Source organism: Streptomyces sp. f51 (genome assembly GCF_037940415.1).
In the GTDB taxonomy this organism is placed as follows: Bacteria; Actinomycetota; Actinomycetes; order Streptomycetales; family Streptomycetaceae; genus Streptomyces.
On the sequence record NZ_CP149798.1, the window covers coordinates 2,164,980 to 2,178,827 of the forward strand.

A 13,848-nucleotide genomic window follows, 5' to 3' on the forward strand; every position below is an offset into this window, starting at 1 on the left:
GAGGTCAGGTTCCGGGCCGGGGCCGGCCGAAGGCGGGCGTGTGTTCACGCCTCGATGATCGTGCGCAGGCGAGGGTCCGTGAGGGAACGGCCTGCCTGAATCTCGTACGAACCCTTCACAAACGCCCACGCGTTCGTGGCGGTGTCCCAGATCTCGAAGGAGCGGCGCGGGAGTTCCACGACGGCCTCCGCGCTCTCGCCCGGCGCGGCCTCGACGACGGCGAATCCGGCGAGCGCGCGGACGGGCCGCTCGGTGCCCGGTTCGGCGGGGGCGAGATAGACCTGGACGACCTCCCGCCCGGCCCGCCCACCGCGGTTGCGGACCCGGACGGTGACGGTCGTGCCCTCGGTCGCGAGGGACTCGTACGTCCAGTCGGTGTAGCCGAGGCCGTGCCCGAAGGCGTACGAGGGGGTCCTGCGCTCCTTCTCCCAGGCGCGGTAGCCGATGAAGACGTCCTCGGTGTACGGGAGTTCGCCGTCGGTCGGGCCGACCCGGGTGACCGGGGCGTCGGCCAGGGAGCCCCAGGTGGTGGGGAGGCGGCCGCCCGGCTCGTGGGCGCCGGTGAGGACGTCGGCGAGGGCGGCGCCGCCCTCCTGGCCCGGGAACCAGCTCAGGAGCACGGCGGCGACCTCGTCGCGCCACGGGAGTTCCACCGGGGAGCCGGAGTTGACGACCACGACGGTGTTCGGGTTGGCGGCGGCGACGGCGTGGACCAGCTCGTCCTGGCGGCCGGGGAGCCTGAGGTCCGCGCGGTCGAAGCCCTCGGACTCGACGCGGTCGGTGGTGGCGACCACGACGACGGCGGTGTCCGCGGCGCGGGCCGCCGCGACCGCCTCGGCGATCAGCTCGTCCGCGTCGCGCACGGGCTCCTGGTGGGCGAGCGAGAAGCCGACGACCTTCATCGGGACGTCCTCGGGGAACACGACGGTGTGAGTGAGGGAGACCTCCACCGGTTCGCCTGCGGCGAGTTCGGCCCGGCCACGGGCCACAGGGGCGCCGAAGAACGTCACGAAGGGGTCGTCCTTGGGTGCGCCCTGGACGCCGTCGAAGTACGTGGTGCCGTCGACGGTGAGGGTGAACGCGCCCAGGCCCTTGATGCCGAAGGTGTGCGCTCCCGAGACGCGCGGGGTGAAGGTGCCGGTGAGTTCGACGGTGCCCAGGTTCCCGTCCGTGACCCCTTCGGGCAGGTCGTCGCCGATCCACTGGATCTGGCCGTTGGGGGCGGAGGCGGTGGCGAGGATCTCGCCGGCGGCGTCGCGGCAGACCGCGCGCAGCTCGAACCCCTTGTCGGCGACGGGGAGTTCGACGGCGAGGTCGGCACCCACGGCGTAGGTCAGCGTTCCCTCGGGGAGTGCGGCGGTGAGGCCGTCGAGGGGCGAGACGATCGAGGCCGGGAAGACGGTCGCCGAGCCGCCGCCGAGCACGCGGGCGTCACGGGCGGCGGCGCCGACGAGGGCGATCCGGTGCCCCTCGGGGAGCGGCAGGGCGCCTTCGTTGCGGACGAGGACGAAGCCCCGGCGGGCCACCTCGCGGGCCAGCGCCTGTCCGTCCACGGGCGCGGGCGGTTCGCTCACGACGGGTTCGGCTCCCTCCAGGGCGCCGACGCGGGCGGCGAGCCGGAGCACGTTGCGGACGGCCGCGTCGACCGTCGCCTCCGCCACCTCGCCGGCGCGCACGGCGGCGGCGAGGGGTTCCCCGTAGACGGTCCGCGGGCCGGGCATGGCGACGTCGAGACCGCCCTCGATCGCGGCCCTGGTGTCGCGGGCGGCCATCCAGTCGGAGACGTTGAAGCCGTCGAAGCCCCATTCGCCGCGCAGGACGTCGTTCACGAGCCTGCGGTGCTCGCTCATCGTCGTGCCGTTGACGGAGTTGTAGGCGGTCATGACGCCCCACGGGCGGGCCTTGTCGACGATGGCCTCGAAGGGCGCCAGATACAGCTCGCGCAGGGCACGTTCGGAGACGAGGTTGTTCACGGTGAAGCGGTCGGTCTCGGCGTCGTTGGCGACGAAGTGCTTGACGGTGGTGGCGACCCCGCCGGACTGCACGCCCCGGACGTAGCCGCTGCCTATCGCGCCGGTCAGGAGCGGGTCCTCGCTGTAGGCCTCGAAGTGGCGGCCTCCGAGCGGTGTCCGGTGGAGGTTGACGGTCGGGGCGAGCAGCACGTGGACGCCCTTGCGGCGCGCCTCCTGGGCGAGCAGCACCCCGGCGCGGCGGGCCAGTTCCGGGTCCCAGGTCGCGGCGAGCGCGGTGGGCGAGGGGAGCGCGATCGAGGGGTCGTCCGCGCTCCAGTGGACACCGCGGACGCCGATGGGGCCGTCGGACATGACGAGGGAGCTCAGCCCGATCTCGGGGAGTGCGGGCAGGGCCCACATGTTCCGTCCGGACAGCAGCCGGGCCTTGGCGTCCAGGCCGAGCCGGCCGAGTGCCTCCTCGACGACGGCCTCGCGGGCCGCTTCCGCCTCCGCGCCCTCCCGGCCGTTCCCCGTCCCCACCGCAGTCTCCGCCATGTCGGCACCCTCCTCGTCGCGAGCCGTCGGTCTCCCCCATCGTGCATCCGGGAGGCCCCGTTCGTACCGGGGACGGGTGGGACGCTCGCGGTGGGGCGGCCGGCCCGGTCAGGAGGTGGCGCTTCGCTCCTCGGCCGCCCCGTCGGAGTCCGGGTCGGCGGCCGCCTCGGTGCCCTCGGCCGCCTCGCCCTCGCGGATCTCCTCGCCGAGCAGGTCACGGGCCATCAGGGTGGCGCCCGCGACGGCCCCCGGCATCAGGAACACGGCGACGAACGGGACGAGGAAGGCCAGGCCGAGCGGGGTGCCGAAGCCCCAGACCAGGGTCTTGCGGGAGCGGAGGAGCGCGAGGCGTTCCCGGAGGTCGACGTCGCGGCGCTGGAGGGCGACGGCGACGAGTTCCTCGGTGAGGAAGAAGCCCGTGACGAAGAAGCCGAGCACCGGGACCGCGGTCTGGCCGACGAGGGGGACGAAGCCGAGCGCGAAGAGGAGGACTCCCCAGACGAGGGCCCGCACGAGGACACGGAGGCTGTCGCGTGCGGAGATCCACAGCTCGTGCCAGAGCGGCCGCCCCGACTCGGGGGCCGTGCCGTCCGGGGAGACGTCGCGGTCGACCTTCTCCGAGAGGCTCTCGTAGAAGGGCTGGCCTATGAGCAGGGTGACCGCGGTGAAGGTGAGGACGGCGAGCAGGAGCGCGAGCGCGAACAGGACGGCGGTGAGGAAGCCGCGGAAGAGGCCGCCCCAGGGGCTGGACCAGTCGTCCGCGAACGGCGTCGCCCAGGTGACGAAGCCCTCCCCGTACACGCCGAGGGCGACGAGTGCCGCCGCGTAGAGCACGAGCGTGATGAGCCCCGGCAGGAGTCCGAACCCGAAACTCTTCCCGTGCCGGACCACCCATCGCTGGCCGCGCAGCAGATAGCCGAAACCCACCCCAAGATCGCGCATGGGGAGACCCTATCGGGGCGGCGCGCCGGACCACGAGACAGGAGACGGAGGGAGCCTCCCCCCGGCCACGGGACAGGAGCCGGAGGCCGCCTTCCCCGACCGGGAGGCCGCCTCCCCCGACCGCGGGGGCACGGGCGGAGGCCGCCTCCCCGGGGTCGGGGAGACGGCCTCCGTGATGTACGTACGGGAGCACGTGATGTGCGTGCGGGAGCAGCCGCCGGAAGGCGCCGGCTCCTCGTCGCCCGGGGTCAGAGCTTGACGATCATCTTTCCGATGTTGTCGCCGCGCAGGACGCCGAAGAACGCCTCCAGGTTGTTCTCGATGCCCTCGACGACCGTCTCGGCGTACTTCAGCTCACCGGAGCGGATCCAGCCGCCGACCTCCCGGACGAACTCCGGCTGGAGGTCGTAGTGGTCGCCGACGAGGAAGCCCTGGATGCGGCCGCGCGTCTGGATCAGCCGGGCCAGGTTCCGCGGGCCGGGGGCGGGCTCGGTGTTGTTGTAGACGGAGATCATGCCGCAGACGGCGATGCGGCCGTCCCGGTTCAGGGAGCCGATCGCCGCCTCCAGGTGGTCGCCGCCCACGTTGTCGAAGTAGACGTCCACGCCGTCGGGCGCGGCCTCGCGCAGCTGCTGGGAGACCGGGCCGTTCTTGTAGTTGAAGGCCGCGTCGAAGCCGTACTCCTCGACCAGCAGCTTGACCTTCTCGTCGGACCCGGCGGAGCCGATGACCCGCGAGGCGCCCTTGAGCCGGGCGATCTGGCCGACCTGGCTGCCGACGGCGCCGGCGGCTCCGGACACGAAGACGGAGTCGCCCTCCTTGAAGGAGGCGGTGCGCAGGAGCCCGGCGTACGCGGTGAGGCCGGTCATGCCGAGCACGCCGAGGTACGTCGACAGCGGCGCGGCCTCGGGGTCCACCTTGACGGCCTGCTTGGCGTCCACGACGGCGTACTCGCGCCAGCCGAGGAAGTGCAGCACGTGGTCGCCGGCCTCGATGCCCTCGGCGTTGGAGGCGATGACCTCGCCGACCGCGCCGCCCTGCATGGTCTTGCCGAGCTCGAAGGGGGCGACATAGGACTTGGCGTCGCTCATCCGGCCGCGCATGTACGGGTCCACGGAGACGTAGGCGTTCCGTACCAGGACCTCGCCCGGACCCGGCCTGCGGACCGCCGCCTCGACCAGGGCGAAGTCGGAGGGCTCGGGGACGCCGACCGGGCGGCTGACCAGATGCCATTCACGGCCGGTGGAGGGAAGCTGGGGGGTCTCGGACATGAGGTGTGCCTTTCACGGTGACCGGCGAGCGGCTCTAATACTTCATTACCTCAAACAACCATGCTCCTAAATATTTCATGATGTCAAGTAACACGCTAGGATCAGGAGCATGGCCACCCACAAGAGACCACGGATCGACCCCCTGACCATGGAGGTCGTCGAGTTGATCGGCACGGTCGTGGCCCGCTACCACGACGAGTACGAGGACGCGGCCGCCGAACACGCCCTCACCGGGGCGCAGGCGCGGCTGCTGGGCCTGCTCTCGCTGGAGCCGCTGCCGATGCGCCGTCTGGCCCAGAAGCTGAAGTGCGAGCCGTCGAACGTCACGGGGATCGTGGACCGGCTGGAGACCCGGGGCCTGGTGGAGCGCCGCCCCGACCCGGCGGACCGCCGGGTGAAACTGGCGGCGGCGACGGCCGAGGGCCGCAGGGTCGCCGGGGGGCTGCGCGACTCGCTCGACTTCGCCCGCGAACCCCTGGCGGAACTCTCGGACGAGGAGCGCCTGGCCCTGCGCGACCTGCTGCGCCGCATGCTGGGCGAGGACCCCGGCACGGGCGCCGCCTGAGGGCATCCCTCGGCGGGCGGGACGGGCGCCGCCTGAGGACACCGCTCGGCGGGCGGGACGGCTGCCACCCCGGGCACCCCGTGGCGGGCGGGACCGGCGGCGCCTGGAGGCACCCCACGGCGGGCGGCGCGCGATACGGCCACCCGGCGGCCGGCGAAACGCCCGCAGCACGGCCACCCGGCGGCGGGCGACACGCCGGGAAAACGGTCACCCGGCGGCGGGCGACACGCCTAGGTGCACCACCACAGGAACTTGTTGCAGCCGCTCGACGACGGAGCCGGGGCGGGGGCCGACGTCTCCGGGGACGTGGTCGCGGGGGCCGTCGTCCGGGGCGCCGAGGGAGCGGTGGACGGGGCCGAGGTGGACCGGCCGGGGAGCGCCCCGGCACTCGCCGACCCGCCGCCCGCACGCTTCTCGCTCGTCGCCGTCGGGGACGCGGAGCGGGAGGCGGAGGCGGAGGCCGACGGCGAGGAGGCGGGCGTACGGCCGGCCGAGGGGGAGCCCGAGGCCGAGCTCTTCGGGAGGGCGGACACCGTCGGCGAGGCCGAACCGCCGGGCGACTCGGCCGCCGCCGGACTGGGGTCCAACCCGGGTGCGTCGACGCCGAGTTCGGCGAGACTCAGACCGCCGGCCGCGAGGACGAAGCCCACGGCTATGAACAGGGTGCGGCGGCGCTTGCGGCGGTGCGCGGCGGCCTTGCGGTCGCGGCGGCTGACGCCGGCCGGAACCTCCTGGTCCCGCGGATCGTCCCGCCCGTCCCCGGCGTCCGGGACATGGCCCCCGCGCCGGCGCGCCGCGCGCCGGGAACGCCATTCGACGTCGGCGTCCTCGGCGTGGGGCGTGTCGGCGTCGGCACCGGCCCGCGGGCGCGCACCGGTCTCCTCGACGTCCGCTCCGAGTTCGTCGACCGGGGTGCCGCACCCGGGACAGGCGAGCGCGCCGTTGAGGTGCCTGCGGCACACGTGGCAGTAGTCCATGACGCGGGAAGACTAGGGTCACCGCCGGTAACGTTCCTAGGCGCAGTTGTGAAGATGTTGTACGGAATCAAGTATTCCGGTCCGTCGGACCCGGGCGACCCCGACCATTCCCCGCCATCCTGCGCCTATCGCGTCGTAACCGTTATGCGCGCGACCCATTGACACCCCCCGGGCGGCGTCCTTACTGTCACGCCAGCATTTCGAACGTGTGACGAAATTTCGAACAGAGCTGAAAGCACAGGGGGCATCTGCCGTGCGCATCACGGGAATCACCACACACGTGGTCGGGACACCCTGGCGGAACCTGACCTACGTCCAGGTGCACACCGACGAGGGCGTCACCGGGGTCGGCGAGACCCGCATGCTGGGCCACACCGACGCGCTGATCGGCTATCTGCACGAGGCGCAGGCCAACCATATTCTCGGCTCCGACCCGTTCGCGGTCGAGGACCTGGTCCGCCGGATGAAGTACGGCGACTACGGGCGCGCCGGCGAGATCGTGATGTCCGGTATCGCGGTCATCGAGATGGCCTGCTGGGACATCAAGGGCAAGGCGCTCGGGGTGCCGGTCTGGCAGCTCCTGGGCGGCAAGGTCACCGACCGGGTCAAGGCCTACGCCAACGGGTGGTACACCACCGAGCGCACCCCGGAGGCCTACCACAAGGCCGCCCAGGAGGTCGTCGCACGGGGCTACAAGGCCCTCAAGATCGACCCCTTCGGCACCGGTCACTTCGAGCTCGACCACGAGGCCACGCTGTACTCGGTCTCGCTCATCGAGGCGGTGCGGGACGCGATCGGGCCCGAGACCGAGCTGATGCTGGAGATGCACGGCCGCTTCTCGCCGTCCACCGCCGTCCGCCTCGCCCATGAGCTCGCGCCCTTCAAGCCCGCGTGGCTGGAGGAGCCGGTGCCGCCGGAGAACCTCAAGGCGCTGGAGAAGGTGGCCGCCAAGGTCGACATGCCCCTCGCCACCGGCGAGCGCATCCACGACCGCATCGAGTTCCGCGAGCTCTTCGAGAGCCAGGCGGTCGACATCATCCAGCCCGACGTCGGCCACATCGGCGGCATCTGGGAGACCCGGAAGCTGGCCGCGACCGCCGAGACCCACTACATGCTGGTCGCCCCGCACAACGTCGGCGGCCCCGTCCTGACCGCCGCCTCCCTCCAGGTCGGCTTCACCGCGCCGAACTTCAAGATCCTGGAGCACTTCAACGACTTCGCCGACGCGGAGATCAAGAAGGTCGTCAAGGGCGCTCCGCAGGTCGTCGACGGTTACTTCGAGCTGTCCCACGAGCCGGGACTCGGCGTCGAGCTGGACGTCGACGCGGCGGCCGAGTTCCCGCAGCAGCAGGCCCGGTTCGACCTGTGGGCCGACGGCTGGGAGCAGCGCAAGCCCAAGGGGTCGCAGTGAGCACCGCGGTCGTCGTCGAGGGTCCGGGCGAGCACCGGCTGGTCCCGCACGAGCCGGTCCCTCCGGCGGCGGGCGAGGCGCTCGTACGGGTGCACGCGGTCGGCATCTGCGGCAGCGACCGCGAGGTCTACCAGGGCAACCGGCCCGAGGGGTACGTCCGCTATCCCCTGACCCCCGGTCACGAGTGGTCCGGGACGGTCGAGGAGGTCGGCGCGGGTGTCCCGGCGGGGCTCGTCGGCCGCAAGGTCGTCGGCGAGGGCTTCCGCAACTGCCAGGTCTGCGACCGTTGCCACGCGGGCGAGACAACGTTGTGCACGGCCGGGTACGAGGAGACGGGCTTCACCGTTCCCGGGGCGATGGCGGGCACGCTGACGCTGCCGGCCAGGCTGCTGCACGTGCTGCCCGACGACGCCGATCTGACGGCCGCCGCCCTGCTGGAGCCGGCCGCCTGCATCGCGGCCGCCGCGCTCAAGGCGAACGCGCGGCCCGGTGAGCGCGTGGCCGTGGTGGGCACCGGGACGCTCGGGATGTTCGCCGTGCAGTTCCTGAAGGCGGGCTCCCCGGCCGAGCTGCTCGTGGTGGGCACCCGCCCCGACCGGGCCGCGCTGTCGCGGGAGTTCGGCGCCACCGCCTTCCTCACCCGGGACCAGCCGCTCCCCGACGACTTCGACGTGGTGATCGAGACCGCCGGGTCCGCGTCCGCCGCGCGCACCGCCGCCTCCCTGCTGCGGCGCGGCGGACGCCTGGTCCTCACGGGGATCCCGGCGCCGGGTGCCGAGGGTCTCGACCCGACCGATCTCGTCGTACGGCAGCTGGAGGTGCACACCGTGTTCGGGGCACCGCCGGCGGCCTGGGCGCACACCGTGCGGGTCTTCGGCGCGGGGCTGCTGGACCCGTCGCCGCTGGTGACACACGAACTGCCGCTCGCCGCGTTCCCGGAGGCCATCGAGCTGGTGGGCTCCGGCGATCCCAAGGTCGGCAAGGTCCTGCTGAAGCCGTGACCACCCGATCCGTACGCCGGTACGGGGTTCCTGACGGCCCCGTACCGGCGTGCACCAGGCCTCCTGCGCCGAAGGTCGCGAACCATGACCGAAATATCGAACGATGAAGGACAGCTTGTGACCGACGCCTCTCCCACGGCGCCCCGCCGACCCGGTGAGCCGGCCCTGGCCGCGCTCGGCCTGGCCGCGCCCGCCCTCTCCCCCGCGGACGCCTCGCCGCACACCTTCCCCGGAGGCGGTCGCTGGCGCACCGAGGTTCCCTCCGTGGAGGGGCCCGAGGCGCTCGCGGTGGTCCTCAAGGAGGCCTCGCGGCTCGACGTGCCGATCCACCGGATCAGCCAGGGCAGCGGTGTCTGGATGCTGACCGACGCCGAGATCACCGAGATGGTCGAGGCCACCGGTGAACGCGACATCGAGCTCTGCCTGTTCACCGGACCGCGCGGCACCTGGGACATCGGCGCCTCGACGCGCTCCGACTCGCGCGGCGGCGGGCTGCGCGCCCGCGGCCACGACGCGATGGCCGGCTGTGTCGAGGACGCCGTCCGGGCGACGGAGCTGGGCGTCACGTGCCTGCTCGTCGCCGACGAGGGCGTCCTGTGGACGCTGCACCGGGCGCGGGTCGCCGGGATCCTGCCGGCCGACACGACGCTCAAGGTCTCGGCGCTGATCGGTCCGGTCAACCCGGCCTCGTACGCCGTGTACGAGAACCTCGGCGCCGACTCGCTGAACGTGCCCAGCGATCTGACGCTCGATCATCTCACCGAGATCCGGCGGGTCTCCGCCGCCCCCATGGACATGTACATCGAGGCCCCCGACGATCTCGGCGGGTACATCCGGATGTACGAGGTCGCCGAGCTGATCCGGCGCGGCGCACCGCTGTATCTGAAGTTCGGGCTGTCCAAGACCCCCGGGATCTACCCGTACGGACACCATCTGCGGGACCTGACCCTGAGCACGGCCCGGGAGCGGGTGCGGCGCGGCCGGCTGGCCCTTGACCTGCTGGCACGTCACGGCGCGGGGGACGACATGGCCCCCCTCGGCTCCCGTCTGCCCGGCACTCTCTCGCGCTTCGACACTCCCTCATAACGTTCGCACAAACCCCCTTCACACAAGCAGACACAGTCGCGCACAATCCAACACACCTTCTCGGCCTTCCTCTCAGAGCTCACGGAGCTTCCGAGTTCCGCGAGACCGAGCCCGGTCCAAGACATCAAGGATGATGATCATGCGTAACCGCAGAGCCGCCCTCACCGCCATAGCCGGAGCCGCCTCCCTCGCCCTCGCCCTGACCGCCTGTGGCCAGAACAGCGACGGCGGAAGCAAGGCCGACAAGGGAAGCAGCAAGGGCGGGACGATCGGTATCGCGATGCCGACCAAGTCGTCCGAGCGCTGGATCGCCGACGGCAACAACGTCGTCAAGAACCTGGAGTCCAAGGGCTACAAGACCAAGCTGGTCTACGGCGAGGACGACCCGGACCAGCAGGTCTCGCAGATCGAGAACCTCATCACGCAGGGCGTCAAGGCGCTGATCGTGGCGGCCATCGACAACAAGTCCCTGAACAACGTGCTCCAGCAGGCGGCCGACGCCCACATCCCGGTCATCGCCTACGACCGTCTGATCCTCGGCACGAAGAACGTCGACTACTACGCGTCCTTCGACAACTCCAAGGTCGGCGAGCTCCAGGGCAACTACATCCTCCAGAAGCTCGGCCTCGCGGACGGCTCCAAGAAGGGCCCGTTCAACCTCGAACTCTTCGCCGGCTCGAACGACGACAACAACACGAAGTACTTCTTCGGCGGCGCGATGAAGGTGCTCCAGCCCTACATCGACAAGAAGCAGCTCGTCGTCCAGTCCGGCCAGACCGCGCTCAACCAGGTCACCACCCTGCGCTGGGACGGCGCCACCGCCCAGAAGCGCATGGACGACATCCTCACCAAGTCGTACTCCAGCAAGAAGGTCGACGCGGTCCTCTCCCCGTACGACGGCATCTCCATCGGCATCCTGTCGTCGCTGAAGTCGGACGACTACGGCTCCAAGGGCAAGCCGCTGCCGATCCTCACCGGCCAGGACGCCGAGCTGGCGTCGGTGAAGTCGATCATCGCGGGCGAGCAGACGCAGACCGTCTACAAGGACACCCGTCAGCTGGCCAAGATCGCCTCGACCATGGTGGACGACGTCCTCAAGGGCAAGAAGCCGCAGACGAACGACACCACGACCTACGACAACGGCTCGAAGGTCGTCCCCGCCTACCTGCTCCAGCCGGTGAGCGTCGACAAGTCCAACTACCAGTCGGTCCTCGTCGACGGTGGCTACTACACGGCGGACCAGCTCAAGTAAGCGTCGAACCTTACGGATTGGAAGGCACGACCATGGCGGGACCCGTCCTGGAAATGCGCTCGATCGTCAAGACCTTTCCCGGCGTCAAGGCGCTGTCCGACGTCACCCTGACCGTCCGGCAGGGCGAGGTCCACGCCATCTGCGGTGAGAACGGCGCCGGCAAGTCCACCTTGATGAAGGTGCTCTCCGGCGTCCACCCTCACGGCAGTTACGAGGGCGAGATCCTCTTCGAGGGAGAGGTCTGCCGCTTCAAGGACATCAGGGCGAGCGAGCAGCACGGCATCGTCATCATCCACCAGGAACTGGCGCTGTCGCCCTACCTCTCCCTCGCGGAGAACATCTTCCTCGGCAACGAGCACGCCAAGCGCGGGTTCATCAACTGGAGCACGACCCTGCGGCACGCCACCGAGCTGCTGCGCCGGGTCGGTCTGAGCGACCACCCCGAGACCCGCGTCGCCGACATCGGCGTGGGCAAGCAGCAGCTCGTGGAGATCGCCAAGGCGCTCTCGAAGAAGGTGAAGCTGCTGATCCTCGACGAGCCGACCGCGGCTCTGAACGACGAGGACAGCGAGAAGCTCCTGGACCTGATCCTGGAGCTGAAGAAGCAGGGCATCACCTCGATCATCATTTCCCACAAGCTGAACGAGATCCGCAAGGTCGCCGACTCGGTGACGATCCTGCGGGACGGCCAGACCATCGAGACCCTCGACGTGAAGGCGCCGGAGACGACCGAGGACCGGATCATCAGCGGTATGGTCGGCCGCGACCTGGAGCACCGCTTCCCCGAACGCACCCCGCACCACGCGGAGGAGGGGGCGGCTCCCGCGCTGGAGATCCGCGACTGGACCGTGCACCACCCGATCGACCAGCAGCGCAAGGTCGTCGACGACGTGTCGGTCCACGCGCGGCGCGGGGAGATCGTCGGCATCGCCGGTCTGATGGGCGCCGGCCGCACCGAACTCGCGATGAGCGTCTTCGGGCGGACCTACGGCCGGCACGCGGGCGGCACCGTTCTCAAGGACGGCGAGGAGATCCGCACGAAGTCGGTCGCGGAGGCCGTCGCCCACGGCATCGCGTACGTCACGGAGGACCGCAAGCACTACGGCCTCAACCTCATCGACACCATCAACCGCAACATCTCGCTGTCCGCCCTCGGCAAGGTGGCCCGGCGGGGGATCGTCGACGAGCACGAGGAGCGGCAGGTCGCCGAGGGCTACCGCACGTCGATGAACATCAAGGCGCCGACCGTCTTCGAGCCGGTGGGCAAGCTGTCCGGCGGCAACCAGCAGAAGGTCGTCCTCAGCAAGTGGATCTTCGCAGGACCCGATGTGCTGATCCTGGACGAGCCGACCCGCGGTATCGACGTGGGCGCCAAGTTCGAGATCTACACGGTCATCGACAAGCTGGCCGCCGAGGGCAAGGCGATCATCTTCATCTCCTCCGAGCTGCCCGAACTGCTCGGCATGTGCGACCGCATCTACACCATGGCCGCGGGGCGGCTGACCGGTGAGTTCTCACGGGCCGAGGCCACCCAGGAAGTGCTGATGCGTCAGATGACGAAGGACAAAGAGGTAACGCGATGAGCACCGATGTGACCAACGTCCCGGCCGAGGCCCCACCGGGCAAGGACGGGAGCGCCGGTGGCGGGGAGAACCTGCTGCGGGTGATGCTCGACGGTCTGCGCCAGAACATGCGCCAGTACGGCATGCTGCTGGCGCTGGGCCTGATCGTCGTCCTCTTCGCGGTCTGGACCGACGGCCAGCTGCTGCTGCCGCGCAACGTCTCCAACCTGGTCCTCCAGAACAGCTACATCCTGATCCTCGCGATCGGCATGATGCTGGTGATCATCGCGGGCCACATCGACCTGTCGGTCGGCTCGCTGACCGCGTTCGTGGGCGCGTTCGCGGCCGTGCTGATGGTCGAGCACAAGGTGGCGTGGCCCGTCGCGCTGCTGCTGTGTCTGGTGGTGGGCGCCGTGGCGGGCTCGGTCCAGGGATTCCTGATCGCCTATCTCGGCATACCGAGCTTCATCGTCACCCTCGCCGGCATGCTGCTCTTCCGCGGTCTGACGGAGATCCTGCTCAAGGGGCAGACCCTCGGCCCGTTCCCCGACGGCCTCCAGAAGGTGGGCAACGGCTTCCTCCCGGAGGTCGGCCCGACCACGAACTACCACAACATCACCCTGCTGCTCGGCCTCGCGGTGATCGTCTTCGTGGTCCTCCAGGAGGTCCGCGACCGCAGGCGCCAGCAGGAGTTCACCCTCGACGTGCTGCCGGCGAAGCTGTTCCTGCTCAAGCTGGTGGCGCTGGTCGCCGCGGTGCTCACCGTCACGATGCTGCTCGCCAGCTACAAGGGCGCGCCGATCGTGCTGCTGGTCCTCGGCGCGCTGGTCGTCGGCTACGGCTACGTCATGCGCAACGCCGTCTTCGGCCGTCACATCTACGCGATCGGCGGCAACCTCCCGGCGGCGAAGCTGTCGGGCGTCAAGGACAAGAAGGTCACCTTCTATGTCTTCCTGAACATGGGCATGCTCGCGGCCCTGGCGGGTCTGGTGGTAGCCGCCCGCCTGAACGCGGCCTCTCCGAAGGCCGGCCTGAACTTCGAGCTGGAAGCGATCGCCTCGTCGTTCATCGGCGGCGCGTCCATGAGCGGCGGTGTCGGTACCGTCCTCGGCGCGATCATCGGCGGTCTGGTCCTCGGCGTGCTGAACAACGGCATGAACCTCCTCAGTGTCGGCACCGACTGGCAACAGGTCATCAAGGGCCTGGCCCTGCTGGCCGCGGTCGGCTTCGACGTGTGGAACAAGCGCAAGGTCGGTTCGTAAGTCAGCCGGGGC

11 protein-coding genes are annotated in these 13,848 nt (G+C 70.6%); 7 read left to right on the plus strand and 4 right to left on the minus strand.

Going from position 1 to position 13,848, the window contains the following annotated elements; all coding sequences use genetic code 11:
* Positions 1–44: 44 nt before the first annotated feature.
* The 3 genes from WJM95_RS09635 to WJM95_RS09645 form a co-directional block, all read right to left on the minus strand.
* Entirely contained in the window at positions 45–2,507 is a 2,463-nt protein-coding gene (locus WJM95_RS09635) for a glycoside hydrolase family 3 C-terminal domain-containing protein (protein ID WP_339129168.1), read from the minus strand.
* Positions 2,508–2,615: 108 nt separating this feature from the next.
* Positions 2,616–3,449 (minus strand): EI24 domain-containing protein, encoded by an 834-nt coding sequence (locus tag WJM95_RS09640; protein WP_339129169.1) that lies wholly within the window; start codon positions 3,447–3,449, stop codon positions 2,616–2,618.
* 248 nt (positions 3,450–3,697) lie between these two features.
* Positions 3,698–4,720 (minus strand): NADP-dependent oxidoreductase, encoded by a 1,023-nt coding sequence (locus WJM95_RS09645; RefSeq protein ID WP_339129170.1) that lies wholly within the window; start codon positions 4,718–4,720, stop codon positions 3,698–3,700.
* Positions 4,721–4,829: 109 nt separating this feature from the next.
* Between WJM95_RS09645 and WJM95_RS09650 the strand changes: the two genes are divergently transcribed.
* Entirely contained in the window at positions 4,830–5,285 is a 456-nt protein-coding gene (locus WJM95_RS09650; RefSeq protein ID WP_339129171.1) for a MarR family transcriptional regulator, read from the plus strand.
* A 230-nt stretch (positions 5,286–5,515) separates the two neighbouring features.
* Here WJM95_RS09650 and WJM95_RS09655 read toward each other — a convergent pair whose 3' ends face one another.
* Positions 5,516–6,262: a hypothetical protein gene (locus tag WJM95_RS09655; RefSeq protein ID WP_339129172.1), complete on the minus strand. Its 747-nt coding sequence runs from the start codon at positions 6,260–6,262 to the stop codon at positions 5,516–5,518.
* A gap of 253 nt (positions 6,263–6,515) precedes the next feature.
* On the opposite strand from WJM95_RS09655, the gene WJM95_RS09660 reads away from it, so the two are divergent.
* From WJM95_RS09660 to mmsB, 6 genes are all read left to right on the plus strand, one after another.
* A complete protein-coding gene (locus WJM95_RS09660; protein WP_339129173.1) occupies positions 6,516–7,673 on the plus strand; it encodes a mandelate racemase/muconate lactonizing enzyme family protein in 1,158 nt (385 codons plus the stop codon).
* Entirely contained in the window at positions 7,670–8,674 is a 1,005-nt protein-coding gene (locus tag WJM95_RS09665; RefSeq protein ID WP_339129174.1) for an alcohol dehydrogenase catalytic domain-containing protein, read from the plus strand. Before WJM95_RS09660 ends, WJM95_RS09665 begins: the two co-directional genes overlap by 4 nt.
* Positions 8,675–8,791: 117 nt before the next feature.
* Positions 8,792–9,760 (plus strand): hypothetical protein, encoded by a 969-nt coding sequence (locus WJM95_RS09670; protein WP_339129175.1) that lies wholly within the window; start codon positions 8,792–8,794, stop codon positions 9,758–9,760.
* A gap of 133 nt (positions 9,761–9,893) precedes the next feature.
* Positions 9,894–11,012 carry a multiple monosaccharide ABC transporter substrate-binding protein gene (gene chvE, locus WJM95_RS09675; protein WP_339135446.1) on the plus strand — a complete coding sequence of 373 codons (1,119 nt, stop codon included), beginning with the start codon at positions 9,894–9,896 and terminating at the stop codon, positions 11,010–11,012.
* 32 nt (positions 11,013–11,044) lie between these two features.
* On the plus strand, positions 11,045–12,595 hold the full coding sequence (mmsA, locus tag WJM95_RS09680) for a multiple monosaccharide ABC transporter ATP-binding protein (protein WP_339129176.1): 1,551 nt from the start codon (positions 11,045–11,047) through the stop codon (positions 12,593–12,595).
* Entirely contained in the window at positions 12,592–13,836 is a 1,245-nt protein-coding gene (gene mmsB / locus WJM95_RS09685; protein WP_339129177.1) for a multiple monosaccharide ABC transporter permease, read from the plus strand. Before mmsA ends, mmsB begins: the two co-directional genes overlap by 4 nt.
* Positions 13,837–13,848: the final 12 nt, after the last annotated feature.

Bases quoted from the DNA above. Each gene is read 5' to 3' on its own strand.
- WJM95_RS09655 (WP_339129172.1), bottom strand. From the start codon at position 6,262: ATGGACTACTGCCACGTGTGCCGCAGGCACCTCAACGGCGCGCTCGCC.
- WJM95_RS09645 (WP_339129170.1), bottom strand. From the start codon at position 4,720: ATGTCCGAGACCCCCCAGCTTCCCTCCACCGGCCGTGAATGGCATCTG.
- mmsA (WP_339129176.1), top strand. From the start codon at position 11,045: ATGGCGGGACCCGTCCTGGAAATGCGCTCGATCGTCAAGACCTTTCCC.
- chvE (WP_339135446.1), top strand. From the start codon at position 9,894: ATGATCATGCGTAACCGCAGAGCCGCCCTCACCGCCATAGCCGGAGCC.
- WJM95_RS09650 (WP_339129171.1), top strand. From the start codon at position 4,830: ATGGCCACCCACAAGAGACCACGGATCGACCCCCTGACCATGGAGGTC.
- mmsB (WP_339129177.1), top strand. From the start codon at position 12,592: ATGAGCACCGATGTGACCAACGTCCCGGCCGAGGCCCCACCGGGCAAG.
- WJM95_RS09640 (WP_339129169.1), bottom strand. From the start codon at position 3,449: ATGCGCGATCTTGGGGTGGGTTTCGGCTATCTGCTGCGCGGCCAGCGA.
- WJM95_RS09635 (WP_339129168.1), bottom strand. From the start codon at position 2,507: ATGGCGGAGACTGCGGTGGGGACGGGGAACGGCCGGGAGGGCGCGGAG.